The following is a 22,386-nucleotide window of genomic DNA, read 5'->3' as shown; positions in this document are numbered from 1 at the left end:
ACACCCCTCGGTTTTCCCGCTTTCCATCGACTACAAAAAATTTACAATATTTAGACGAAACCCATAATCGGAGTGGTGTCATGATCAGTGTCTTCGACCTGTTTTCCATCGGGATCGGTCCCTCTTCTTCTCATACCGTGGGGCCGATGCGCGCCTCCTATGCCTTTGTCACCGCGCTCAAGCAGCAGGGAGTGCTGCCCAGTACCGAACGGGTAGAAGTGGAGTGCTACGGCTCGCTCGGTCAGACCGGCAAGGGCCATGGCACCGGCAAGGCCATCATCCTGGGACTGGCCGGTTTCGAACCCGAGTCGGTGGACATCGAAGCCATCCCCGCCTTTTTGACCGAGGTGGAGCGCAGCCAGTCGCTGCTGCTGGCAGGTGAACAGCCGAGCCAGTTTGCCCGCAGCGGCGCCATCATCTTCAACCGGCGCAAGACCCTGCCCGCCCACTCCAACGGCATGACCCTGCGCGCCTTTGCCGGGGAACAGCTGCTGTTTAGCCAGACCTACTACTCCATCGGCGGCGGTTTCATCATCGAGGAGAGCCACTTCGCCAACGCCAAGGAGGAGGCCGCCCGCTTCGATGCGGCCCACCCCATTCCCTACCCGTTCGAGAGCGGCGCCCAGTTGCTGGCCCACTGCCAGGAGAGCGGCCTCTCCATCTCCGGCGTGATGCTGGCCAACGAGAAGGTGTTTCGCACCGAAGCCGAGATCAAGGCGGGCCTGCGCAAGATCTGGCACGCCATGCAGGGCTGTGTCGAGCGTGGCTGTCGCAGCGAAGGGGTGCTGCCCGGCGGCCTCAAGGTGAAACGGCGGGCCCCGGCGCTCTATCGCCAGCTCAGCTGCGAGACCAATTTCAACAAGGATCCGCTGATGGTGATGGAGTGGGTGGATCTGTTTGCACTGGCCGTCAACGAGGAGAACGCCGCCGGCGGCCGGGTGGTGACCGCCCCCACCAACGGCGCCGCCGGCATCATTCCCGCCGTGCTGCACTATTACGATCGCTTCGTGCGCAAGGTGGATGACGAGCTGCTGCTGAGCTACTTCCTCGCCGCCGCCGCCATCGGCATCCTCTACAAGAAGAACGCCTCCCTCTCAGGTGCGGAAGTTGGCTGTCAGGGGGAAGTGGGGGTGGCCTGCTCCATGGCGGCGGGGGCGCTGACCGAGATCTTGGGCGGCAGCCCGGCGATTGTCGAAAACGCCGCCGAAATAGGCATGGAACACAACCTGGGGCTCACCTGCGATCCTGTGGGTGGCCAGGTGCAAGTGCCCTGCATCGAGCGCAACGCCATGGGCGCGGTCAAGGCGATCAACGCCGCGCGCCTGGCCCTGCGCGGTACCGGCGAGCACAAGGTATCGCTGGACAAGGTGATCAAGACCATGTGGGAAACCGGCAACGACATGAAGACCAAATACAAGGAAACAGCCCGCGGCGGCCTGGCAGTTAACATTACCGAGTGTTAAAAATCGGTAACTTGCTCCATTTGATTCCTAAATACCCGGCATTGTCGGGTATTTTTATGGGCAAACGCTTAACAAAATGGATAAGCATCAAAATAAATTTTATACTCGCCCGCTCTGATTCAACAAAAATAGATCTATTTCAACTTTTTTTGGGCTTTGAACCGTTACACTGTGGTTATCTGGTTCATTGACCTCGGCGACGACGCCCTCGTCCCATGGATCACCCCGTTTCTGCGAGTGGGCATGGCGCCCCCTTCTATCCTGAGGTAATTGTTACATGATCAGCGTTTTTGATATCTTCAAAATCGGTGTTGGCCCCTCCTCTTCCCACACTGTCGGCCCGATGAAAGCAGCCAAACAGTTCGTGGATGAACTGCGTGCAGGCGGCAAGATCCGTGACATCACCCGGATCCAGGTCGATGTCTACGGCTCACTCTCCTGGACCGGCAAAGGTCACCACACCGATACCGCTATCATCATGGGTCTGGCGGGCAACCTGCCGGAAAATGTCGACATCGACGGCATCCCCGAGTTCATCTCCCGCGTCGAGCAGACCGGTCGTCTGCCCATCGGCCTGCACTGCCATACCGTCAGCTTCCCGCGCGATGCCATGGTGTTCCATGACGAAGCCCTGCCGCTGCATGAAAACGGCATGAAGCTGACCGCCTTCATCGAAGATGCTGCCGTCTACAGCAAGACCTACTACTCCATCGGCGGTGGCTTCATCGTTGACGAAGAAAACTTCGGCAAGGCCGACAGCGGCGACATGTCCGTCAGCTACCCGTTCAAGAGCGCGGCCGAGCTTATCGCCCACTGCAGCCAGACCGGCCTCTCCATCTCCGCCCTGATGATGGAGAACGAGAAGTGCTTCAATACCCCGGAAGAGATCTACAAGAAGCTTGGCAAGATCTGGACCACCATGCGTGAAGGGATCGAGCGTGGCTGCCGCACCGAAGGCGTTCTTGCCGGCCCGCTGCGCGTACCGCGCCGCGCCGCGCCGCTCTATCGTCAGCTGACCACCAACGAGAACCTCTCCAACGATCCGATGAACATCGTGGACTGGGTCAACATGTTCGCCCTGGCGGTGAGTGAAGAGAACGCGGCCGGTGGCCGTGTAGTGACCGCACCGACCAACGGTGCCGCCGGCATCATCCCGGCCGTGCTCGCCTACTACGACAAGTTCATCCAGCCGGTTGGCCGCGACGACTACACCCGCTTCTATCTGGCTGCGGCTGCCGTCGGCATGCTCTACAAGATGAACGCCTCCATCTCCGGCGCCGAAGTGGGCTGTCAGGGTGAAGTGGGCGTCTCCTGCTCCATGGCCGCCGCCGGTCTGACCGAGTTGATGGGCGGTAGCCCCGAGCACGTCTGTGAAGCCGCCGAGATCGGCATGGAACACAACCTGGGTCTGACCTGTGACCCGGTCGCCGGTCAGGTGCAGGTGCCCTGCATCGAGCGCAACGCCATCGCTGCCATGAAGGCGGTCAACGCCTCCCGCATGGCGCTGCGTCGCACCTCCAAGCCGCGTGTCTCGCTGGACAAGGTGATCGAGACCATGTACATCACCGGCAAGGACATGGACTCCAAGTACCGTGAAACCTCCCGCGGTGGCCTGGCCATCAAGGTGATGCAAGTCGCCTGCGAATAAGTAGGCATGACAACAATAAAAACGGCGGGAATTCCCGCCGTTTTTATTGTCTGCCGTTTGGATATTGCGCCCCGTCTCGCCCGGCGAGTTCGCCGCATCCGATCGTTATTCCCACGCTGGCTGCTTGCCCACCGCGGCAAATTCGGCGCTACTGAGATCGATTATTCCACGATACGATCGGCCAGGGTGCCCACCGCCACCACGAAATAGTGGGAGCGATTCCAGTCGCGCAGCACCCGATAATTGGGATAGGCGAGATAGGCAGCCCCACCCTCCCCATCGGGCTGCACCAGCGAGGCTTGCAGCGACGCCCGCGGCAAGTCTGCCCCATCCGCTTTGCGCACTCCGAGGGCCTGCCATGCCGATAGCGCCCGGGTCTCCTCCAGCCCGACCAGCGCAGGATCCAGCCCTGCCGGTGCCCTTACCCGACGACCCCAGGTTTCATCCCCGTGCCAGCCGTTCTGATGCAGATAATTGGCTGCCGAACCAAACACATCCGCCAGATTGCCCCACAGATCCTGCTTGCCGTCCCCGTCCTGATCGACCGCATATTTGAGATAGGACGAGGGCATGAACTGCACCTGCCCCATGGCGCCGGCCCAGGATCCCTTGAGATCGGCTGGCGCCATTTTCTGCTGCTCCAGAATGCGCAGGGCGTCAAACAACTGCCCCTTGAAGAAGGCTTCACGGCGCCCCTCCCAGGCCAGGGTCGCCAGCGACGACACCAGCGGATATTTGCCGGTCAATTTGCCGAAATTGGTTTCAATGCCCCATAGCGCGACAATAAAACGAGGTTGCACATCATATTCCGCCCCTATTGTTGTGAGCAGCGGCAAATACTGACGATATAGCCGTTTGGCTTGATTGACTTTCCATTGCGGCACGGCGCGAGGAATATAAGTGGCGAGGGTCTGTTTAAATTCCGGCTGATTTTTATCGTGCCGAATGGCGACCTCGATCAGGTGAATATCGGCGAAGGCGATGGTGACCGTCGCCGGCGAGATCCCGGCGGCCAGGGCCTCTTGTTTGAGACCCGTCACATAATGTTCAAAATCGGGGCTGGCCTGCAGCGGGTAACTGACGATCCCGCTTATCAATAACAGAGCCAGCCGACCCTTCATTCCCGTTCGGCCTTTAATTGGGCCTTGTGTTGTTCCAGCAGGTTTTCCGGTGGCGGTGGCACCTGCAGATAGAAGCCCTGGCTCTGCAGCGCCTCCATCACCCGGCTGGTGGAGGCGATCCCCAAGGGCTTGGCTGGGTCCAGTTTGGTCATCAATACCAGTTCGGGACGGCCGAATGCACTCATCAGCACCTCGGGTACGCGGGAAAAATCCTCTCTTCTTTCAACAAAAAGATAGGTCTCGGCTTTTTTGCGACTTTTATAGACTGCACACAACATGGAAATTGATATAATCCAACCGGTTTATTGCCTCTGAGGATGGCAAACTATAACATCGGGAATTGAATAACAATAACGGATTACCGTCTCTGTCTCGGGGAAGATTCATGGTTGAGCGCGATAACGAATTGAAAGGGACCACCTTCACTATTTCTGTGTTGCATATCAGCGATGGCAAACCTGAGCGGATCCGCCAGTTGCTGGCGGCCAAAGTGGCTCAGGCGCCCCAGTTTTTTAATTGTGCCCCCCTCGTCATCAATGTGGAACGGCTCACCGATATCCCCGACTTCGAACAGCTCAAGGAGCTGGTGGAATCGGAAGACTTCGTGCTGGTCGGGATCACGGGGGCCCAGAGCGAGGCGATGAAGACGGCCGCCAAGGCGGCCGGACTGGCGGTGATGGCCTCCGGCAAGAGCCGCAAGGCCGAGCCGCAACCCCAGCCAGAACCGGCACCAGCCCCGGCCCCCATCGGCGAGGTGAAAGCCGTGCCGGCTCCGCTGATAGCGAGCAAGGTACATGTGGGCCCGGTGCGATCCGGCCAGCAGCTCTATGCCGCCGGCACCTCGCTGGTGGTGCTGGGTTCGGTCAGTCCGGGCGCCGAGGTGATCGCCGACGACAGTATTCATATTTATGGCACTCTGCGCGGCAGGGCCATTGCCGGTGCCAAGGGCAACCCCCAGGCACGGATCTATTGCCAGCAATTGCAGGCCGAGCTGCTCTCCATCGCAGGCACATTCCAGCTGAGCGATGCATTGCCGGCCGGCCTCATCCAGCAGCCGGTTCATGTCCGGCTGGATAACGAACAACTCCGTATAGACCGTATCAAATAGAGTTACAAGGAAGCGAGAATGGCGCGAATCATAGTCGTTACATCGGGTAAAGGTGGCGTTGGCAAGACCACAACCAGCGCGGCCCTGAGTACCGGTTTAGCTCAGCGTGGCCACAAGACCGTGGTCATCGATTTTGACATTGGTCTGAGAAATCTGGACCTCATCATGGGCTGCGAACGGCGCGTGGTGTATGACTTCGTCAACGTCATCAATGGCGAGGCCAACCTTAACCAGGCCCTCATCAAGGACAAGCGCTGCGAAAACCTGTTCATCCTGCCCGCCTCCCAGACCCGGGACAAGGACGCCCTCACCCGTGAAGGGGTTGAGAAGATCCTGGATCAGCTGACCGAGATGAAGTTCGACTACATCGTCTGCGACTCCCCGGCGGGGATCGAAGCGGGTGCCCTGATGGCGCTCTACTTCGCCGACGAGGCCATCGTCACCACCAACCCGGAAGTCTCGTCGGTGCGCGACTCGGACCGCATCCTCGGTATCCTGGCCTCCAAGTCCCGCCGCGCCGAGCGTGGCGAAGACCCGATCAAGGAACACCTGCTGCTCACCCGCTACTGCCCTACTCGCGTCAACCGTGGCGACATGCTGAGCGTGCAGGACGTGCAGGAGATCCTGGCCATCAAACTGCTCGGGGTGATCCCGGAGTCCCAGGCGGTGCTGCGTGCCTCCAACTCGGGGGAGCCCGTCATCCTGGACAAGGAGTCCGATGCCGGTCAGGCCTATGAGGATGCCGTTGCCCGTCTGCTGGGCGACACCAAGGATTTTCGTTTTCTGGAAGAAGAAAAGAAGGGCTTCTTTAGCCGACTGTTCGGGAGTTAAGCATGTCATTATTGGATTATTTTCGTTCCAACAAGAAACAGAGCACCGCACAACTGGCCAAAGAGCGGTTGCAGATCATCGTGGCTCACGAGCGTTCATCCAGAGGGGGGCCGGATTACCTGCCCCAGCTCAAGCAGGATATCCTCGACGTGATCCGTAAATATGTGCAGATAGACCCTGACAAGATCACGGTCCAGCTGGACAAGAAGAGTGATGAGTTGTCCGTGCTGGAGCTCAACATCACCTTCGCCGATGACAAGAAGGGATGAGCTGACGCCCTATGCGTGACCCCTTCCCCCAATGAAGACCGGATCCTGTGCCAGGATCCGGTTTTTTATTGCCACGGCGCCGCCAGCCGTACTCGCCAAGCAAGCAGGGGCCAGCTAAAATACCGCGCGCCACCGCCCGGCCTTACCGACGGGGTTTTTCTTTTATTTTCAGCTGGAACAGACCGCTTATGTCTTTGAACGACGAAATGCACAGCGTCGAGGAACTGCTCGACACCGCTCTGGAACTCTTCATGGAACTGGCCTCCGACAACCTGCCGGAGCAGGAGATTGCCCGCTTCAATCAGGAGTTCAACGATCGCGGCCTGCTGGCGGAAACCGATCCGGCCGATGACTGGGAAGCGGATGTCGGGTTCGAAGTCAGCGACGCCGACTATGCCGAAGTCTGGATCGGGCTTGGCAACGAGCAGGAAGAGTACGAGCACCTGTTCGCCCGCATGCTGCTCTCCCGCCGTGTTGACGAGAAGTTCTGCCACATCGAATGGCTGCCCCAATAATTCCGGATCCCGATGATCCCAGCCACTACGTCTGGGAGCCAGAACCGGAGCCCGACCCCGTGCGTCCCGCCCTCGCCAGACGCCTGCTGAGCGGGCTCGGCAAACTGCTGCTGGCGGCGCTGCTCAGCACCATCGTCTCGGTGGCATTGCTGCGCTTCATCGATCCGCCCATGTGGACCTGGCGCCTCGAGCGGGCGCTGTTTCCACCGGCCAAGGTGGCCGAGGTGAAGCACGACTGGGTGCCGCTCGAGCAGATCTCCCGCGAGCTGCAATTGGCCGTGATCGCCGCCGAAGATCAACGCTTTGCCGAACACAATGGCTTCGACATGGATGCCATCAGCTCGGCGCTCAAGCACAATCAGCACAGCGAGCGGGTGCGCGGCGCCAGTACCCTCAGCCAGCAGACCGCCAAGAATCTCTTCATGTGGAGCGATCGCAGCTTCCTGCGCAAGGGGATCGAGGCCTGGTTCACCCTGCTGATGGAGCTGGGCTGGGACAAGTCCCGCATCCTCGAGATGTACCTGAATATCGTGGAGTTCGGGCCCGGCATCTACGGCGCCGAGGCCGCTGCCAAGCACTACTTCGGTAAACCGGCCGCCCGCCTGACCCGCTACGAGGCCTCCCTGCTGGCCGCCGCCCTGCCCAATCCCTGGCGCTACCGGGTCAAGCCTCCCTCGCCCTACGTTCAGCAGCGCTCGGCCTGGATCCGCCGTCAGATGGGCCAACTCGGTCAGATCACCCTCAACAAGGTGCATGAGGCCGATTGACCAACTGGCCGCCAAGGCTCAACTACTGGCGGCCGGATCGTCTGCCGGCGGGCCCAGATGGCCACCTATAGTGCCCCGGTGCAGCGGCAGATAGTGCCACCACCAGGCCTCTCGCCGCCGTTTGATCTGCTGTCGCCTTGTCCGTCGTTTCATGGCACCTCTCCCTTGGCCATCCCCCTTCAACCATACCCCTTTGCCGGCGTCCTTGCCCAGACCTGGCGCACCATGGCCACTGGTCTGGCCGCCACCGCCAATAATTGCTACAGTAGCGAACCTCGATGTATCTGGAGTGATTTCATGGAACAGCGTACCCCCGATCAACTGGTCGAATGGGCCTATGATCAGTTTCTTGAGCAGGCCGCAGACATGCTGGCCCCCGAACAAATCGTCGACATCACCCTGGAGTTCGAACAGCGTGGCGCCGTCGAGGCGACCCTGCCCAACGCCGACTGGTCAGCCGAACTCGGTGTGCCGGTCGACATGGAGCGCTGGGTCGAGGTGTGGGTCGGCTTGCTGGATCATCAGGAGGAGTTTGAGGTGATTTTTGCCACCTTCCTGCTGCCCCGCCATCTCAATGAACACGATGTCCATGTGCGCTGGCACCGCCAGCAACAGGCATGAAAAAGGCGCCCTCGGCGCCTTTCTCTTTTCTGCAGAGCCCCTCAGGGGCGGGCCGCCATGGCCTTGACCAGACAGCGGCGGCACCAGCAGGCGCTGGCCTCCCCCATGGGCAAGGCCGGCAACTGGCTGCACCAGCACTCCGTGATGGTCGCGCCGGCTGACACGGCGCAAAAGGCCGGCTCACCGCAGCCGGGGCAGCGGTGGGTGCTGGTTGAACCGTCCAGCTGTGCCATCACCGCCAGCTGGGCATCACTGTCCATGGCGGACCAGCGACCTATCTCGGTCAGGGTACGGCCGCAGCCAAGACAGAGGCCATCTTTCGCCTGGCAATGGCCAATGCAGGGGCTCGGCACTTATTCGCCATCCGGCGCGTTATCGGCAGCCACGAGTGTGATACAGTTATCCTCGAGCACAATCTTGCCCTGCTTGTAGAGGCCGCCGATGGCCTTCTTGAAGGTGCCCTTGCTCATGCCGAGCAGCTTGTAGATGAGCTCGGGTTCGCTCTTGTCACCCACCGCCAGGCTGCCGCCCTGCTTCTTGAGACGGGCCAGGATCAGCTCACCGGCATCGTCCATCCGCGCCATGCCCGGCTTTTGCAGGGTCAGGTCCAGCTTGCCGTCATCACGCACCTGCTTGACCCAGGCGGTCAGCGGCCGGCCCGTGGTCACCCGGCCGAACACCTCGTTCTTGAACAGCATGCCGGCGTATTCGCCGTTGACGATCGCCTTGATACCGAGTGGCGTACGCTCGCCGGGCAGGGCAGTCACTTCGTCACCCGCCTTGAAGGGGGGCTTGTCGGTGCGCAGGAAGCGCTCGAGGCGGCTGGTGCCTACCATGCGCCCCTCGTGATCGAGCATCAGCCGCACCAGATAGACGTGGCCCACCTGCATCGGCTTGTTCTGCTCACGGGTCGGCACGAACAGATCCTTCTTCATGCCCCAGTCGAGGAAGGCGCCGATCTTGTTGGCATTGACCACCTTGAGACCGACGATGTCGTCCACCATGGCAAACGGCTTGTCGGTGGTGATCACCGGCTCGCAGTCGGCATCCAGATAGAGGAAGACCTTGACCTCACTGCCTTCGGCCACCCCTTCCGGCAGTTGGCGTTTGGGCAGCAGCAGCTCGCCATATTCGTCGGCCGCAAGCCAGGCGCCGCGCTCTTCGAGCTCGACTACGGTAAGGGTGTTCATCTTGCCAATCTGTAGCATGGTGTTCTCTTCTTTCATTGTCCGGATGGCCAATTTTTCATTGCCCGTATGGGCGCGCATGTTACCCCAAGAGCGGTAACAGGGCCTAGTCCCTTGCCCTGTTCACGGGTGATTTTCAGGGCCTTTTGGCAGCGTCACGGCGATATAATCGCCAGTCAGCCGCCCTTTAGCTGCAAATAACCCCACTTTTGGGTAGACTTCGCCGCTGTCAAAATCCAGAGGAACTGTCGATGAATCCATCCACTCGTACCCGTCATCTCAATCAATGGATCCAGACCCACAGTGGGCAGGACATGACCTACCCGGCGCTGCACGGCTTTTTGTGCGCCCGCCTGGTCGGGCCGGATGCCCCTGACTGGCAGGCCCCGCTGGCCAGTCTGTTGCCCCATGACGCCGAGCTGGATGAGAAGAGCCGCGACGCGCTGCACCATCTGATCGCCGAGCTGGAAGCCCAGGCCGATGAGGCCCAGCTCGCCCTGCCGAGCCAGTGCCGCCTCTCCACCGAGAACCCGGAGCAGGTCTTCGAGCAGAGTCACCCGCTCGGTCAGTGGTGCTACGGCTTCAGCCAGGGCTTTGCCACCTGGCCCAAGCCCAAGGATCTGAACGACCCGACCACCCAGTACCGCTTCAGCCTGGCCGCCGAGCTGAGCCTGTTTCGCGACAAGCCCATGGCGCAGATGCTGCACTCGGCCGCCGGCAGTGACCTCCCCTTCATGGAGTTTTGCAAGCGCCAGCGCCAGAACATGAAGACCGCCCTCAACCAGCTGCTGCAACTGGACGAGTATCAGGCCGTGCCAAGCACGCAGCAGACCCTGGACAGCGAGCAGGCAGAGCAGTGGCAGCAGTGGTTCGAACTGGCCGATGCCAGTCGCGATCCGCACAGCCGTCTCGGCTGGTTTGACAAGGTGATCGCCGACGCCGAGCCGCTGTTCGACGCCGCCTTCTGGCAGCAGATTGCCGGCCATGGCTGGAGCGCCCACGAAGCGCGCCCGCTGCTGGCTGCCCGGGCCGGACGGGCCGACTGTCTGCTGCGCCTCGGCCAGCTGGAACAGGCGCGCAGCGAATATCTGGCGCTGCTCGAGCTGTGCGTGGCCGACGAACTGGGTTGCCGCTATCCCCTCTCCAGCCTCTATGCCCTGCAAGGGGAGTGGCAGGCGCTGCAGGACCTGCTGGTACGCTTTGATGAGGCCTCCAGCTGGCTGCTCTACAACAAGGCGCTGATGACGTTCGTCTGCGCGGGGGCCGAGGCTGCGCAGCCGCTGCTGAGCGCCGCCATCAAGGCCAACGCCCATGTGCCGGCCTGTCTGCTGGGCCAGCGCAAGCTGCCCAAACAGGAGCCCCACAGCTGGCAGGCGGGCAGTCGCGACGAGGCGGCGCTCTACACCCTGCAAAGCCGCGAGGCCTGGCTCAAGCACAACGCCTTGATCTGGCTGCGCAAAGGCTGAGCCGCAGCCACAAAACCAGCCTCGAACAGACCCGGTTGCGGCGGATGACGTGCGCAACCGCACATTTCTCTGGTGCATGTTCAGACAAACGGCCTTGTGTTACGTATCATCAAGGCCAAAGTATCAAGAGAAACTGCACCCGATGCAGCCGTCACAGCAGGATGTCATATGTCAAAGATCATAGAGCTGCTTGCCCACTATCCCCCCTATCAGCTGGTTCACGCCGCCGAGATGGTGCGCGACACCTTTGAGCAGTTTTACCAGCAGCGCTATCAGCTGACGGTGCCCCAATGGCGCCTGATGATGGTGCTCGGCCCCAACTATCCCATCAGCCAGAAAGAGCTGGTCGAGGCAAGCGGGATGGACAAGGTGCGGATCTCCCGCGAGATTCACCGACTGGTGGAGAAAGGGATCCTCTTTACCGAGAGCAGCGAGCACGACAAGCGGGTCAGCCTGGTTTCCTTCACCCAGGCGGGGCTCACCCTGTTCCAACAGCTCAAGACCGAAGCGGGCAGCTGGCAGCACACCCTCACCGACTACCTGCCGGCCGAGGCGCGCCAATCCATTCGCCTGCACCTGCAAAGCGTCAGCGACGCCATCGAACAACTTCACCTGCTGGATAGCGAGCGCCCCTCATGAACCTGAACAACTTTGCCACCATGGACGTCAACATGCTGCTGAGCCTGGTCAACATGCAGCTGCGTGATCGCTTCGATGATCTCGATGATCTCTGCAAGGCGCAGGATCTCGACAAGGCGGCGCTGGTCGCCAGGCTGGCCAGCGGTGATTTCCACTATCAGGAAGATCAGAAACAGTTCAGATAGGGATCCGGATCACAACCCGGCCCATGCCGCTGGCTCCGGCGGCAAAAGCTGCTATGGTGATGGCTACCCCGGTCAACTGACCTGCGGCAAGAGGTACGGATACATCTTGCTGTCACAGACCGCGGTTAGCCTTCTATTCACCAGCCGCAGCCAAGGATGACCCATGATGTTCCTGACCCGCCCGACCAGCCTGATCACCCTCTGTGCCCTGCTGATGATCAGCCTCTTGTCACCGCGCCTGCCCGACAGCGCCGAGCAGTGGCTCACCACCCTGCTGCTGGGCTCCCTGGTGGCGGTCTGCCTGATGGTCGGCAGCGGCTGTCGCCGCTTTCTGCGGGATTGACCTGCCCGGCCCCATTCGCCACAAGGCCCCAAAACAGACAACGCAGCCCGAGGGCTGCGTTGTCGCTTTCTGACGCCTGGCAAAGTGCCGTCTTGATCAGAGTGCCAGGGTCTCCAGCTGGCCTTTGGCCTGCTCGATGCCCTTGGCCTGGGCATCCGGGCCCATGCCCATGCCTTCGGCGTAGATGAAATCCACATCCTTGATGCCGATGAAGCCCAGCACGGTACGCATGTAGGGGGTTACCAGATCGGTGGCGCTGCCGACGTGCATGCCGCCACGGGGGCTGATCACCAGGGCGCGGGTGTTTTCCACCAGGCCGACCGGACCGGTTTCGGTGTAACGGAAGGTGACGCCGGCGCGGGCTACCAGATCGATCCAGTTTTTCAGCTGGGTCGGGATGTTGAAGTTGTACATGGGGGCGGCAATCACCACCAGATCGCTTGCCTTCAATTCGGCAACCAGCTCGTCGGACTGGGCCAGCACGGCCAGCTGACGCTCATTGAGGTTCTCACCACCGCGCAGGCCCATGGCCAGCTCGCCATCCAGCACCGGCAGGTTCAGGGACGCCAGATCACGCACGGTGACGGTGTCGGACGGATGGTCGGCCAGGAAGCCGTCGATCAGGGCGTTGGATTGGGAATATTGGCCCAGGATGCTGGACTTGAGTACGAGGATATTGGCCATGGTGAAACTCCATTTGGTTGTCGGTTGAACAGCGGTGCTGTCGATGGAGGTCACTCTAAACATTGGGCTTCTATACAGATAGCGAAAATAGATGCTCAACTTATTCAAAATATTTGATGTTAGCTCACTCTCTCGCCAGCCACCGCTCCTCCGCCCCGCCAAGGCTTGGCAGAACAAACGATTGCCGTTATGATCCGCCGCACTTTTTTCAGCGTTCCGGATCCCATGACACCCTCGCGCAGGCACTCTCCCTTTGCCGGTGCAGTCTGGATGATGGTAGCGGGCCTCTGCTTCGCCGCCGTCAACAGCCTGAGCCAGTATGTCAGCTTCAAGCTCGGCCTTCCTTCGACCCAGGTCGCCTTCCATCAATATCTGATTGCCCTGGTCTGCCTGCTGCCCTGGCTCATTCGGCACGGTCTGCGCCAATCGCTGATGACCAACCAGCTGCGGCTGCACCTGCTGCGGGTCGCCCTGGCGGTGGTCGGCATCCAGTTCTGGCTGTGGGCGCTGGCGGTGCCCGTGCCCATCTGGCAAGGGATAGCGCTGCTGATGACGTCGCCACTGTTTGCCACCCTGGGCTCTGCGCTCTTTCTCAAAGAGCAGGTGAGCCGGGCCCGCATTATGGCGACCCTAGCCGGTTTTGTCGGCGCCATGCTGATCCTGGCCCCCTGGACCGACGATTTCAGCTGGGCCTCGCTGCTGCCGGTGGCGGCGGCGCTGTTCTGGGCCGGCTACTCCTTGCTGGTGCGCTATCAGGCGGCGAGCGAGTCGTCCCACACCATCGTCGTCTACCTGCTCATCTTCAGCACCCCGTTCAACGCCATGCTGGCGCTGCCGGAGTGGCAGTGGCCGAGCGAAACCCAGTGGCTGCTGGTGGCTGCCTCCGGCGTGCTGTCGGCACTGGCCCAGATGTCCATCGCCCGCGCCTACAGCGTGGCCGAGGCCTCGTTCGTACAACCCTTTGATTTTGCCAAGCTGCCGATGAACGTGCTGGCCGGCTGGCTGGTGTTTGGCTGGGCGCCGCCCGGCCGACTGTGGCTCGGGGCCGCCATCATCATCGGCGCCATCACCCTGCTCACCCATCTGGAGCAGCGCGCCCACAAATCCGTTTCCTGAGGTACGCCATGCGTGCCTCTTTTTTTGCCCGCTATTCGCGCAATAGCGGCCATCAACCGTCACTCACGACATCAGGAGAGATCACATGTTTGGAACCGCTACCCGCCCCGGCGCCACCCGCGCCCTGCTGCTGGGCTCCGGCGAACTTGGCAAGGAGGTCGCCATCGAGCTGCAACGCTTCGGCATCGAGGTGATCGCCGCCGACCGCTATGCCGATGCCCCCGCCATGCAGGTGGCGCACAGAGCCCATGTGCTGGACATGCTGGACGGCGCCGCCCTGCGCGCCCTGGTCAACGAGGTCAAACCGGATCTGATCATCCCCGAGCTTGAAGCCATCGCCACCGATACCCTGGCCGCCCTGGAGCAGGAAGGGGTCAAGGTGGTACCGAACGCCCGCGCCACCCAGCTCACCATGAACCGGGAGGGGATCCGCCGCCTCGCCGCCGAGACGCTGGACCTGCCCACCTCCCCCTACCGCTTTGCCCAGAGCAAGGAGGAGTTCGTCGCCGCCGTTGACACCATCGGCCTGCCCTGCGTGGTGAAGCCGGTGATGAGCTCGTCCGGCAAGGGCCAGAGCGTGCTGCGGGACCTCGCCAACCTTGACGAGAGCTGGACCTATGCCCAGGAGGGCGGTCGCGCCGGTCGTGGCAAGGTGATCGTCGAGGGCTTCGTCCCCTTCGAGTACGAGATCACCCTGCTCACGGTACGTGCCGTCGACGGCATCCACTTCTGCCAGCCCATCGGCCATCGGCAGGAAGATGGCGACTACCGCGAATCCTGGCAGCCACAGACCATGAGCGAGCTGGCACTGGCCCGCTCCAAAGAAGTCGCCGCCAAGGTGGTCGAGGCCCTCGGTGGTTACGGCCTGTTCGGGGTCGAGCTCTTCATCAAGGGTGACGAGGTGTGGTTCAGCGAAGTGTCGCCGCGCCCCCACGACACCGGCATGGTAACCCTCATCTCCCAGGATCTCTCCGAATTCGCCCTGCATGTGCGCGCCATTCTGGGGCTGCCCATCGGCACCATCACCCAGTACGGGCCGAGCGCCTCCGCCGTGGTGCTGCGCGAAGGGCACAGCCAGGATATCCGTTATCAGGGGATTGGCGAGGCGCTGGCCCTGGTGCCGGGCGCCCAATTGCGGCTGTTTGGCAAGCCGGAGATCGCCGGTCGCCGCCGTCTCGGCGTGGCACTGGCCCGGGCTGAAGATTGCCGTGAGGCGGTCGAGCAGGCCAAAGCCGTGGCCGCCAGGGTGGACGTGATTTTCTGACCGCTGTTTTTTGTCTCGCACAAACAAACGTTTGCCTGCGTGATCCGGCGCAAGGGGCATGGCAATGCCCCTTTTGCATTGAGGCGCCTCGCTTATAATCCCCCCCTTCACCTATGTCAGGAGTACAAGATGTTAACTGCCGTGATCTTCGATATGGATGGTGTTCTGATCGACTCGGAACCCTTTTGGCAACGGGCCCAGATGGCCGTGTTCTCCGAGCTGGGCCATCCCCACACGGTGGAAGATTGCGAATCGACCATCGGCGTGCGCATCGATCAGCTGGTGGCCCACTGGTATCGCCTGCGCCCCTGGAGTGGCCCCAGCCAGGAAGAGGTGGTGCAGCGCATCCTGGATCGGGTCAACGCGCTGATCCTCTCCGAAGGTCAGGCCAAGGCCGGCGTACTGGAGGCGCTCGATCTCATCGAGGCCCAGGGCCTTAAAGTGGGTCTGGCGACCTCCTCCCCCTTCGCCATGGTGGAAGCGGTGCTCGGCAAGCTCGGCATTCGCGATCGCTTCCTGGCGGTTCACTCCGCCGAGGTGGAGCGCTTCGGCAAGCCACACCCGGATGTTTATATCCACGCCGCCGAGAAGCTGGGAGTGGAGCCGGTGCATTGCCTGGCCATCGAGGACAGCTTCACCGGCCTGCTGGCGGCCAAGGCGGCCTCCATGACCGCGCTGATCGTGCCGGACCCCGCGCTGGTGGGCGATCCCCGTCTGGCCATCGCCGATCATCAGCTACGCTCGCTCACCGAGCTGGATGCCAAGATGCTGGCCAACTGGACCAAATAAACAACAAACAGGCGCTGATCGTTCCCATGCACCCTGCATTAGTGGGTGATCCCCGTCTGGCCATTGCCGATCATCAGCTACGCTCGCTCACCGAGCTGGATGCCGAGATGCTGGCCAACTGGGTCAAGTAAACAGCACGCAGGTGCTGCCGGAGTGACCTCCTGCCTCCCTTGATCCCGGTCATAAACGTGCGCTTGCTCGCGGTCAGGATAGTGCGAACCAACTAGAATCAGGGGAGATAGGCGGCCCACGGGCCCGAGGAGGTCATCATGATCGAGTACACCAGCAAGCGCATCGTCTGCCCCCACTGTGGCCATCATACCCGGGTCGAGCTGGATGCCAGCCAGGGGGATCAGGAGTTCTACGAGGATTGCATGGCCTGCTGCAACCCCATCCATCTGCGACTGCACCGGGATGAGGCGCGCGACTGCCTGCAACTGTTTGTGGACGCAGACGACGAACAGATGTTCTGACTGCGAGTGAACCCACCCACCAGATCGCCAAGGGCCTGCATGATGCAGGCCCTTTTCAATGACAAATCCCTAAGAGCGCGTTGGTCAGCTTACCCCGGCTGACGGGCCGCCAGTACCCGCTCCACCGTGTCGACGATGGTCTGGGTCTGGGGATCAATCTCGATGTTGGTGTGCCAGCCGGCTTTGACCCAACCCAGGTTGGTGCGGGCCAGCGTCTCGGGAATGAGATTGACGCAGAACTCGTTGCCGCGCACTTCCCCCACGGTGAGGCTGATGCCGTCGATGCCGATGTAACCCTTGGTCAGCACGTATTTCATCAGCGTTGGGGCGAGGCGATACCATACCTGCCGGTTGTTGGGAGTGTCGATGACCGACACCACCTGCGCGGTGCCCATGATATGGCCGGACATGGCGTGGCCGCCAATCTCGTCGCCAAAGCGGGCGGCCCGCTCCACGTTGACCTTGTCCCCCGGCTGCAGCTGGCCGAGGTTGGTGAGGCGCAGGGTCTCCTGCATCAGATCGAAGCTGACCAGCTCCCCCTCGACCCGGGTGACGGTCAGGCAGCAGCCGTTGTGGGCCACGGAGGCGCCCAGCGCCAGCCCCTCACCCCAGGCCAGGCTCGGCATGCGGATCACGTGGGTACGAAAGTTGGGCAGCTCGTCGATGGCCACCAGTTCGGCGGTCCCCTGTACTATGCCGGTGAACATGTCTCGTCTCCTGCTACGAAAAAAGGCAGGGTAACCTCGCCCCGGGCCCCAGACAAGCGCGCTGGCTGACAAGCGGGCGGCCGATCGCTATAGTGACGGCATTCAAACCAGCGCTGACAAGGAAATAAAAATGCAGGTATATCAATGCTGTGAAGCCATTCGCATCGCCTACAACCAGATTGGCTCCGGGGAGCAGGGTTATGTGCCGCAGGCCATTGCCGCCACCATCAGGGCGCTCAACGCCGTGGCATCGGACGAGCGGGTGCCGGCGGATCTGCGCGAACAGGCCGCCTACGCCGCCGCCAACCTGCTGATCAGCGATCACGAAGACGCCTGATCCGGCCCTTGTGCCAAACGTTTCGTCCCGGATGAATTTCAGGCTAGAATGACCCCCCCGCACTTTGCATTCCCGTTTCGGGAGTGCAAAGGCTCTTTCCGCTACCCGCTCTTTTTACGCTTTATCTGATCCACTCGGAGGTGTCAGTGCAACGTTATTGGTCCGAGGCGAGGCAACTCGTTCGTCTAGCCAGTCCCATTCTGGTGGCCCAGGTGGCCCAGGTCGCCATGAGCTTCGTCGATACCGTGATGGCGGGCCAAGTCAGCGCCGTGGATCTGGCGGCGGTGTCGGTGGCCTCCAGTTTCTGGCTGCCGATCATCTTGCTGACCCAGGGCATCATCATGGCGCTCACCCCCATCGTCTCCCAGCTCAACGGGGCCCGCAAGCGGGACGAGGTACGTCCCGCCGTGCATCAGGGCTTCTGGCTGGCGCTGATGGTGATCCCGATCGCCATGCTGGCGCTCTATTTCAGCCCGTTGGCGCTGCACCTGATGAAGGTGGATCCCGTCATGGCCGCCAAGACCACCGGCTTTTTGCACGCCATCATGTGGGGCCTGCCCGCCTTCGTGCTGTTCCAGGTGCTGCGCAACTTCAGCGAGGGACTCTCCCACACCATGCCGACCATGGTGATCGGCTTCGTGGGGCTGGCGGTCAACATCCCCGCCAACTATGTCTTCATCCACGGCCACCTCGGCATGCCCAAGCTCGGCGGGGTCGGCTGCGGTGTGGCCACCGCCATCGTGCTGTGGGCCATGCTGCTGGCGATGATCGTCTATGTGAAGCTCTCCTCCCACTTCAAGGAGATCAACCTCTTCTCCCGGCTCGCCCGCCCCAACGGCAGCCGGATCTGGCGCCTTTTCCGGTTGGGCTTCCCCATCGCCATGGCCATCTTCTGCGAGGTGACCCTGTTTACCGTGGTGGCGCTGATGCTGGCCCCCTTCGGGGCGGAGACGGTGGCGAGCCACCAGATAGCCCTCAACTTCTCCAGCCTGGTGTTTATGCTGCCCTTGTCGATTGGGGTGGGTGTCACCATCCGGGTCGGCCACAGCATCGGCGAGGGTCAGCCCGAGCACGCCCGCGTCGCCGCCCGCACCGGCCTGATGCTGGGCATGGCGGTGGCTGCCGGTACCGCCGCCCTCACCGTGCTGCTGCGCGAGCATATCGCCAGTATCTACACCGACGACCTGCAGGTGATCACCCTCGCGGCCATACTGCTGTTCTTCGCCGCCATCTATCAGATCTCCGACTCGGTGCAGGTGGTGGCCGCAGCCGCCCTGCGTGGTTACAAGGACACCAAGGCGATCTTCTACGTCACCATCGTCGCCTACTGGGGACTGGGGCTGCCCACCGGCATGATCCTGGGGCTGACCGACTGGCTGGTGCCGCGCATGGGGCCGCAGGGCTTCTGGATCGGTTTCATCGTCGGCCTGACCGGCGCCGCTCTGATGCTGGGTGCCCGCCTGCGTCATATCTATGGCCGCTTTGCCAGCCCGGAGGCCTGTAGCGCCCTCTCCAAGGCGCAATAGGGCAAACTCGCCTGCAAAATCAACAGGCTGCGCAAGAACTGGGCAAACAGTCTGCTTTGTGCGTGCGGCCTGTTGACAGCCTTGGGGGGCATGGGTAGTATGCCGACCACGCCAGCAGTGCTGGTGTGGTGAAACGGGTTTCTGACCCGGTTTGCAAAGTGGGTTTATAGCTCAGTTGGTTAGAGCACTACCTTGACATGGTAGGGGTCGTTGGTTCGAATCCAATTAAACCCACCACTTTTCCGTGATGCGTCCTTAGCTCAGCTGGTTAGAGCACCACCTTGACATGGTGGGGGTCGGTGGTTCGAATCCACTAGGACGCACCATCATGGAAACCTGTTATGCGTCCTTAGCTCAGCTGGTTAGAGCATCACCTTGACATGGTGGGGGTCGGTGGTTCGAATCCACTAGGACGCACCATAACAGCTTGAATATATTGCAGATATAAGTTTGATACAGGCTTATAGCTCAGTTGGTTAGAACAGTACTTTGACATGGCGTAGGCGATGTCGTTGGTTCGAATCCAATTGAACACAGATGTGGGTTTATAGCTCAGTTGGTTAGAGCACTACCTTGACATGGTAGGGGTCGTTGGTTCGAATCCAATTAAACCCACCACTTCCCTGCAATCAGATTAAAGTCGCCTTGCGCACCCTGCGTCCTTAGCTCAGCTGGTTAGAGCATCACCTTGACATGGTGGGGGTCGGTGGTTCGAATCCACTAGGACGCACCAGATTAGAAAAGCCCGCTCCTCGAGCGGGCTTTTTGTATTTCCCCTGCTGACTCCTCACCCGCCATACGCTCAATCGTGCCTAGCAGGCCAACCTCCCCGCCAACTCCACACAGCTTAAAAGAGATCGAGCTGCTGGCCGCAGATCCGCTCGAACGACTCGCCGATAAAGGGGAGGATCGCATCGGCAATGGGCCTTAACTGCTTGTCGATGTAGTGCTCGTAGTCGATGGCGCTGCGCCGGTATTCCAGCGGCTCGGGGCCATTGAGGGTCATCAGGTAGGCGATGGAGCCCCGATGCTGGTAGCGCTGGGGCAGGCCACGGCGCAGGTTCTCCTCGTCCGCCAGACGCGCCGCCCGCACATGGGGTGGCACGTTCTTCTGATACTCCTCGAGTTTTTGGCGCAGCCGCTTGCGATAAACCAACAACTCGTCGTGCTGGCCGGCCCGGGTCTCGTCCACCATGGTGCGCACATAGCCGCTGGGATCCTGGTCGTGAAACACCATTTCATAGAGGCGGGTCTGAAACGCCTTGGCAAGGGGCGTCCAGTCGGTGCGCACCGATTCGAGCCCCTTGAACACCAGTTGCTCCTCTTCACCTGCCTGATGGCCCGCCACCAATCCGGCATAGCGCTTCTTGCTCCCCTTCTCCAGCCCGCGAATGGTGGGCATCAGGAAGCGGCGATAGTGGGTCTCGTACTGGATCTCCAGATAGCTCGGCAAATCGAACTCGCGCGTGATCAGTGCCGCCCAGTTGTTGTTGATCATCTTCGCCAGCCGCCGGCCAATCTCGTCCGCCTGCTCGGGGCTGGCATCCCGCCCCAGGTGCACGAAGGTGGAATCGGTGTCGCCATAGATCACCTCGAAGCCCTCCCCTTCGATCCACTCCCGGGTCTGCTGCATGATGCCGTGACCGCGCAAGGTGATGGAGGAGGCAAGCCGCGGGTCGTAGAAGCGGCATCCCCCCGAGCCCAGCACCCCATAGAAGGAGTTCATGATGATCTTGATGGCCTGGGAGAGCGCCTTGTTGCTGGCGGCCTTGGCCCGATCCCGCGCCGCCCACAGAGTAGCGATGAGATCCGGCAGGAAGTGCCGCTCGCGGGAGAACATGGCGCCGCGAAAGCCCGCAATGGCGTGCTCGGGATGCTGCAGCCCCTCGATGAGCCCCATGGGATCGATGCAGAAGGTGCGAATGATGCTGGGATAGAGGCTCTTGAAATCGAGCACCAGCACGTGGCGATAGAGGCCGGGTTTGGAGTCCATCACATAGCCGCCGGGACTCGCCAGCCCGCCGTCGGCCGGCAGATTGGGGGCCACGTAGCCACCGCGATGCAGCCGCGGCAGGTAGAGGTTGGTAAATGCCGCCACCGAGCCCCCCACCCGGTCCAGCTCAAGGCCGGTGAGGGAGGCGCGCTCGATGGCAAAGGGGATCAGGTGGCAGAAATCGAAGATCTCCCACACCAGCTTGCAATCTTCCAGGTTGTAGCGGGCCAGCGCCTCCTTGTCGGAGTGGAACAGCTCGGTGATCTTCTCCCCCCGGTTGGCCACGTCCTCGATATCCTTGCCACGGCCGAGCAACTCGCTCGCCACCGCATCCAGGCTGTAGCTCGGGAACTGCCAGGTGGCGCTCTTCAGGGTATCGATGCCATCGAGCACCATGCGACCGGGAATGATGACGCTGCCGCTCTGGGGATCATTGCGCGATGAGCGCCAGAAGCAGAGCTCGTGGCCGCGCCCCAGCCGCAGCCGCCGCTTGTTGAGCTCGGCGCGGCGCAGCAGCAGGCGAAAGTCGAAGTTGACCACGTTCCAGCCGATGACCAGATCCGGGTTGTGCCGCACAAACCAGCGCTCCAGCGCACTCAGCAGGGCGCTCTCGTCCGCCACCCACTCGACCTGGGTCCCCCAGCTGTCGGCATCCGCCTCCGGCGTACCGATCATGATGACCCGCGCATCCTGTTCGCTGTAGAGTCCCACCGAGAACAGCGCCCCGTCCATGGCACACTCTACGTCGAGGGATACCCAGGAGAGGGTCGGCGTCACCGCCTGCGGTGCGCAGCGCGCATCGTTTACTTCCCAGTATCCGTGCTTGCCCCCTTTCTTGAGGGTACGCCCCTCGAAGCGCACGCCGGCGGTGATGAAACGCTCCATCAGATAGCGCTCCGGCAGCCGAATATCCGCCTCGAAGTGCTCCAGCCCACGGATGAGCAGCAGCTCGATGGCGCGGTGAAAGGCGCTCAAGGTGGCAAAGTAGCACCCCACCACGGCGCGGCCATCGAAGGTGTGCATCGGCAAGCGGCGAAACCGCCCGCTCACCCCCGCCCCCTTGAACAGCTCGGCGGCTTCTTCCATATGGCTCTGGGGCAGGAAGAAGACCGGCTCCTGCCCCGGCACCACCACCCGTACCGGCCCCTGCTCGCTCCAGAGCCACATCACGATCTCGGTGCGTTCGCCATGTCCATTGCGGCCGCGCACATCCCGCCCGTGACGGGTCAGGATGAAGCCGTCTCGCGGTGGTGTAGTGGATGGGATGGGCGAGTGATCGGTCATGCAAGTCATCGGATCAACATGGAAATGGGAGTATTGTACGTTCATACAGT

Annotated in this window: 25 protein-coding genes and 5 tRNA genes; 23 read left to right on the top strand and 7 right to left on the bottom strand. The window is 61.6% G+C overall.

All coding sequences use genetic code 11. From position 1 onward, the window contains the following. Window positions 1-80 precede the first annotated feature (80 nt). Window positions 81-1,463, top strand: coding sequence for an L-serine ammonia-lyase (locus ACB032_RS05230; protein WP_371137498.1), 1,383 nt, complete (start codon window positions 81-83; stop codon window positions 1,461-1,463). Window positions 1,464-1,740: 277 nt separating this feature from the next. Then, the gene (locus tag ACB032_RS05225; RefSeq protein WP_011705996.1) at window positions 1,741-3,111 is read left to right on the top strand and encodes an L-serine ammonia-lyase; all 1,371 of its coding nucleotides are present in this window, start codon (window positions 1,741-1,743) and stop codon (window positions 3,109-3,111) included. Between the two features lie 161 nt (window positions 3,112-3,272). On the opposite strand, the gene ACB032_RS05220 is transcribed toward ACB032_RS05225, so the two are convergent. Next, window positions 3,273-4,232 (bottom strand): lytic transglycosylase domain-containing protein, encoded by a 960-nt coding sequence (locus tag ACB032_RS05220; protein WP_371137497.1) that lies wholly within the window; start codon window positions 4,230-4,232, stop codon window positions 3,273-3,275. After that, complete coding sequence (locus ACB032_RS05215; RefSeq protein ID WP_011705994.1) at window positions 4,229-4,510, bottom strand: YcgL domain-containing protein; 282 nt, start codon at window positions 4,508-4,510, stop codon at window positions 4,229-4,231. Before ACB032_RS05215 ends, ACB032_RS05220 begins: the two co-directional genes overlap by 4 nt. A gap of 107 nt (window positions 4,511-4,617) precedes the next feature. Here ACB032_RS05215 and minC point away from each other — a divergent pair, with 107 nt between their 5' ends. From minC to ACB032_RS05185, 6 genes are all read left to right on the top strand, one after another. Next, window positions 4,618-5,340: a septum site-determining protein MinC gene (gene minC / locus ACB032_RS05210; protein ID WP_371137496.1), complete on the top strand. Its 723-nt coding sequence runs from the start codon at window positions 4,618-4,620 to the stop codon at window positions 5,338-5,340. An 18-nt stretch (window positions 5,341-5,358) separates the two neighbouring features. Further along, window positions 5,359-6,171, top strand: a complete 813-nt coding sequence (gene minD, locus ACB032_RS05205) for a septum site-determining protein MinD (protein ID WP_011705992.1) — start codon at window positions 5,359-5,361, stop codon at window positions 6,169-6,171. A gap of 2 nt (window positions 6,172-6,173) precedes the next feature. Further along, window positions 6,174-6,440 carry a cell division topological specificity factor MinE gene (gene minE, locus ACB032_RS05200; RefSeq protein WP_011705991.1) on the top strand — a complete coding sequence of 89 codons (267 nt, stop codon included), beginning with the start codon at window positions 6,174-6,176 and terminating at the stop codon, window positions 6,438-6,440. Window positions 6,441-6,628: 188 nt separating this feature from the next. Then, window positions 6,629-6,955, top strand: a complete 327-nt coding sequence (locus tag ACB032_RS05195; protein WP_016350836.1) for an HI1450 family dsDNA-mimic protein — start codon at window positions 6,629-6,631, stop codon at window positions 6,953-6,955. A gap of 59 nt (window positions 6,956-7,014) precedes the next feature. Then, window positions 7,015-7,722 carry a monofunctional biosynthetic peptidoglycan transglycosylase gene (gene mtgA / locus ACB032_RS05190; RefSeq protein ID WP_113995313.1) on the top strand — a complete coding sequence of 236 codons (708 nt, stop codon included), beginning with the start codon at window positions 7,015-7,017 and terminating at the stop codon, window positions 7,720-7,722. A 297-nt stretch (window positions 7,723-8,019) separates the two neighbouring features. After that, window positions 8,020-8,343: an HI1450 family dsDNA-mimic protein gene (locus ACB032_RS05185; protein ID WP_016350838.1), complete on the top strand. Its 324-nt coding sequence runs from the start codon at window positions 8,020-8,022 to the stop codon at window positions 8,341-8,343. A 41-nt stretch (window positions 8,344-8,384) separates the two neighbouring features. On the opposite strand, the gene ACB032_RS05180 is transcribed toward ACB032_RS05185, so the two are convergent. Together ACB032_RS05180 and ACB032_RS05175 are read right to left on the bottom strand one after the other, a co-directional pair. After that, entirely contained in the window at window positions 8,385-8,696 is a 312-nt protein-coding gene (locus tag ACB032_RS05180) for a DUF1289 domain-containing protein (protein ID WP_201973768.1), read from the bottom strand. Then, a complete protein-coding gene (locus ACB032_RS05175; protein ID WP_039214397.1) occupies window positions 8,697-9,569 on the bottom strand; it encodes a S1 RNA-binding domain-containing protein in 873 nt (290 codons plus the stop codon). A gap of 212 nt (window positions 9,570-9,781) precedes the next feature. Here ACB032_RS05175 and ACB032_RS05170 point away from each other — a divergent pair, with 212 nt between their 5' ends. The 4 genes from ACB032_RS05170 (at window position 9,782) to ACB032_RS05155 (ending at window position 12,163) form a co-directional block, all read left to right on the top strand. Then, the gene (locus tag ACB032_RS05170; protein ID WP_371137495.1) at window positions 9,782-10,996 is read left to right on the top strand and encodes a UPF0149 family protein; all 1,215 of its coding nucleotides are present in this window, start codon (window positions 9,782-9,784) and stop codon (window positions 10,994-10,996) included. Window positions 10,997-11,164: 168 nt separating this feature from the next. Then, on the top strand, window positions 11,165-11,635 hold the full coding sequence (locus ACB032_RS05165; RefSeq protein ID WP_016350842.1) for a MarR family winged helix-turn-helix transcriptional regulator: 471 nt from the start codon (window positions 11,165-11,167) through the stop codon (window positions 11,633-11,635). Next, the gene (locus ACB032_RS05160; RefSeq protein WP_016350843.1) at window positions 11,632-11,820 is read left to right on the top strand and encodes a DUF4250 domain-containing protein; all 189 of its coding nucleotides are present in this window, start codon (window positions 11,632-11,634) and stop codon (window positions 11,818-11,820) included. The genes ACB032_RS05165 and ACB032_RS05160 overlap by 4 nt, the downstream gene beginning before the upstream one ends. 163 nt (window positions 11,821-11,983) lie before the next feature. Beyond that, complete coding sequence (locus tag ACB032_RS05155; RefSeq protein ID WP_039214394.1) at window positions 11,984-12,163, top strand: hypothetical protein; 180 nt, start codon at window positions 11,984-11,986, stop codon at window positions 12,161-12,163. A 96-nt stretch (window positions 12,164-12,259) separates the two neighbouring features. Here ACB032_RS05155 and ACB032_RS05150 read toward each other — a convergent pair whose 3' ends face one another. Then, window positions 12,260-12,847 carry an FMN-dependent NADH-azoreductase gene (locus ACB032_RS05150; RefSeq protein ID WP_026080124.1) on the bottom strand — a complete coding sequence of 196 codons (588 nt, stop codon included), beginning with the start codon at window positions 12,845-12,847 and terminating at the stop codon, window positions 12,260-12,262. Window positions 12,848-13,072: 225 nt separating this feature from the next. On the opposite strand from ACB032_RS05150, the gene ACB032_RS05145 reads away from it, so the two are divergent. The 4 genes from ACB032_RS05145 (at window position 13,073) to ACB032_RS05130 (ending at window position 16,489) form a co-directional block, all read left to right on the top strand. Further along, the gene (locus ACB032_RS05145) at window positions 13,073-13,963 is read left to right on the top strand and encodes a DMT family transporter (RefSeq protein ID WP_252452353.1); all 891 of its coding nucleotides are present in this window, start codon (window positions 13,073-13,075) and stop codon (window positions 13,961-13,963) included. A gap of 85 nt (window positions 13,964-14,048) precedes the next feature. Further along, window positions 14,049-15,227: a formate-dependent phosphoribosylglycinamide formyltransferase gene (gene purT, locus ACB032_RS05140; RefSeq protein ID WP_324016662.1), complete on the top strand. Its 1,179-nt coding sequence runs from the start codon at window positions 14,049-14,051 to the stop codon at window positions 15,225-15,227. A gap of 129 nt (window positions 15,228-15,356) precedes the next feature. Then, complete coding sequence (gene hxpB, locus ACB032_RS05135; protein WP_371137494.1) at window positions 15,357-16,016, top strand: hexitol phosphatase HxpB; 660 nt, start codon at window positions 15,357-15,359, stop codon at window positions 16,014-16,016. Between the two features lie 269 nt (window positions 16,017-16,285). After that, window positions 16,286-16,489: a CPXCG motif-containing cysteine-rich protein gene (locus ACB032_RS05130; protein WP_005301298.1), complete on the top strand. Its 204-nt coding sequence runs from the start codon at window positions 16,286-16,288 to the stop codon at window positions 16,487-16,489. Window positions 16,490-16,578: 89 nt separating this feature from the next. Here the strand turns inward: ACB032_RS05130 and ACB032_RS05125 are convergent, their stop codons facing one another. Further along, complete coding sequence (locus tag ACB032_RS05125) at window positions 16,579-17,196, bottom strand: riboflavin synthase subunit alpha (RefSeq protein ID WP_324016664.1); 618 nt, start codon at window positions 17,194-17,196, stop codon at window positions 16,579-16,581. Between the two features lie 130 nt (window positions 17,197-17,326). Here ACB032_RS05125 and ACB032_RS05120 point away from each other — a divergent pair, with 130 nt between their 5' ends. The 7 genes from ACB032_RS05120 to ACB032_RS05090 all read left to right on the top strand — a co-directional run bounded on the left by ACB032_RS05120 (window position 17,327) and on the right by ACB032_RS05090 (window position 19,792). Further along, window positions 17,327-17,533 carry a YaeP family protein gene (locus tag ACB032_RS05120; protein ID WP_005301307.1) on the top strand — a complete coding sequence of 69 codons (207 nt, stop codon included), beginning with the start codon at window positions 17,327-17,329 and terminating at the stop codon, window positions 17,531-17,533. A 146-nt stretch (window positions 17,534-17,679) separates the two neighbouring features. Further along, window positions 17,680-19,059 (top strand): MATE family efflux transporter, encoded by a 1,380-nt coding sequence (locus tag ACB032_RS05115; RefSeq protein WP_011705975.1) that lies wholly within the window; start codon window positions 17,680-17,682, stop codon window positions 19,057-19,059. A gap of 160 nt (window positions 19,060-19,219) precedes the next feature. Beyond that, a tRNA-Val gene (locus tag ACB032_RS05110) sits at window positions 19,220-19,296 on the top strand. Between the two features lie 12 nt (window positions 19,297-19,308). Next, a tRNA-Val gene (locus ACB032_RS05105) sits at window positions 19,309-19,385 on the top strand. Between the two features lie 17 nt (window positions 19,386-19,402). Continuing rightward, window positions 19,403-19,479 (top strand) — tRNA-Val (locus ACB032_RS05100). Between the two features lie 121 nt (window positions 19,480-19,600). After that, a tRNA-Val gene (locus tag ACB032_RS05095) sits at window positions 19,601-19,677 on the top strand. Between the two features lie 38 nt (window positions 19,678-19,715). Next, window positions 19,716-19,792 (top strand) — tRNA-Val (locus ACB032_RS05090). Window positions 19,793-19,906: 114 nt separating this feature from the next. Here the strand turns inward: ACB032_RS05090 and ACB032_RS05085 are convergent. Further along, window positions 19,907-22,345, bottom strand: coding sequence for a DNA polymerase II (locus ACB032_RS05085; RefSeq protein WP_371137493.1), 2,439 nt, complete (start codon window positions 22,343-22,345; stop codon window positions 19,907-19,909). Between the last annotated feature and the right edge of the window lie 41 nt (window positions 22,346-22,386).

Origin of the sequence: Aeromonas sp. S5(2024) (assembly GCF_041403025.1) — a bacterium.
Taxonomy (GTDB): domain Bacteria; phylum Pseudomonadota; class Gammaproteobacteria; order Enterobacterales; family Aeromonadaceae; genus Aeromonas; species Aeromonas hydrophila.
The sequence above is the reverse complement of the archived record's forward strand: the minus strand, read 5'-3'. Positions and strand labels throughout refer to the sequence as shown.

What these genes read in the sequence shown, in the direction of transcription:
- ACB032_RS05230 (WP_371137498.1), top strand. Translation starts at nt 81, where the DNA reads ATGATCAGTGTCTTCGACCTGTTTTCCATCGGGATCGGTCCCTCTTCT.
- ACB032_RS05225 (WP_011705996.1), top strand. Translation starts at nt 1,741, where the DNA reads ATGATCAGCGTTTTTGATATCTTCAAAATCGGTGTTGGCCCCTCCTCT.
- ACB032_RS05220 (WP_371137497.1), bottom strand. Translation starts at nt 4,232, where the DNA reads ATGAAGGGTCGGCTGGCTCTGTTATTGATAAGCGGGATCGTCAGTTAC.
- ACB032_RS05215 (WP_011705994.1), bottom strand. Translation starts at nt 4,510, where the DNA reads ATGTTGTGTGCAGTCTATAAAAGTCGCAAAAAAGCCGAGACCTATCTT.
- minC (WP_371137496.1), top strand. Translation starts at nt 4,618, where the DNA reads ATGGTTGAGCGCGATAACGAATTGAAAGGGACCACCTTCACTATTTCT.
- minD (WP_011705992.1), top strand. Translation starts at nt 5,359, where the DNA reads ATGGCGCGAATCATAGTCGTTACATCGGGTAAAGGTGGCGTTGGCAAG.
- minE (WP_011705991.1), top strand. Translation starts at nt 6,174, where the DNA reads ATGTCATTATTGGATTATTTTCGTTCCAACAAGAAACAGAGCACCGCA.
- ACB032_RS05195 (WP_016350836.1), top strand. Translation starts at nt 6,629, where the DNA reads ATGTCTTTGAACGACGAAATGCACAGCGTCGAGGAACTGCTCGACACC.
- ACB032_RS05185 (WP_016350838.1), top strand. Translation starts at nt 8,020, where the DNA reads ATGGAACAGCGTACCCCCGATCAACTGGTCGAATGGGCCTATGATCAG.
- ACB032_RS05175 (WP_039214397.1), bottom strand. Translation starts at nt 9,569, where the DNA reads ATGAAAGAAGAGAACACCATGCTACAGATTGGCAAGATGAACACCCTT.
- ACB032_RS05170 (WP_371137495.1), top strand. Translation starts at nt 9,782, where the DNA reads ATGAATCCATCCACTCGTACCCGTCATCTCAATCAATGGATCCAGACC.
- ACB032_RS05165 (WP_016350842.1), top strand. Translation starts at nt 11,165, where the DNA reads ATGTCAAAGATCATAGAGCTGCTTGCCCACTATCCCCCCTATCAGCTG.
- ACB032_RS05160 (WP_016350843.1), top strand. Translation starts at nt 11,632, where the DNA reads ATGAACCTGAACAACTTTGCCACCATGGACGTCAACATGCTGCTGAGC.
- ACB032_RS05155 (WP_039214394.1), top strand. Translation starts at nt 11,984, where the DNA reads ATGATGTTCCTGACCCGCCCGACCAGCCTGATCACCCTCTGTGCCCTG.
- ACB032_RS05150 (WP_026080124.1), bottom strand. Translation starts at nt 12,847, where the DNA reads ATGGCCAATATCCTCGTACTCAAGTCCAGCATCCTGGGCCAATATTCC.
- ACB032_RS05145 (WP_252452353.1), top strand. Translation starts at nt 13,073, where the DNA reads ATGACACCCTCGCGCAGGCACTCTCCCTTTGCCGGTGCAGTCTGGATG.
- purT (WP_324016662.1), top strand. Translation starts at nt 14,049, where the DNA reads ATGTTTGGAACCGCTACCCGCCCCGGCGCCACCCGCGCCCTGCTGCTG.
- hxpB (WP_371137494.1), top strand. Translation starts at nt 15,357, where the DNA reads ATGTTAACTGCCGTGATCTTCGATATGGATGGTGTTCTGATCGACTCG.
- ACB032_RS05130 (WP_005301298.1), top strand. Translation starts at nt 16,286, where the DNA reads ATGATCGAGTACACCAGCAAGCGCATCGTCTGCCCCCACTGTGGCCAT.
- ACB032_RS05125 (WP_324016664.1), bottom strand. Translation starts at nt 17,196, where the DNA reads ATGTTCACCGGCATAGTACAGGGGACCGCCGAACTGGTGGCCATCGAC.
- ACB032_RS05120 (WP_005301307.1), top strand. Translation starts at nt 17,327, where the DNA reads ATGCAGGTATATCAATGCTGTGAAGCCATTCGCATCGCCTACAACCAG.
- ACB032_RS05085 (WP_371137493.1), bottom strand. Translation starts at nt 22,345, where the DNA reads ATGACTTGCATGACCGATCACTCGCCCATCCCATCCACTACACCACCG.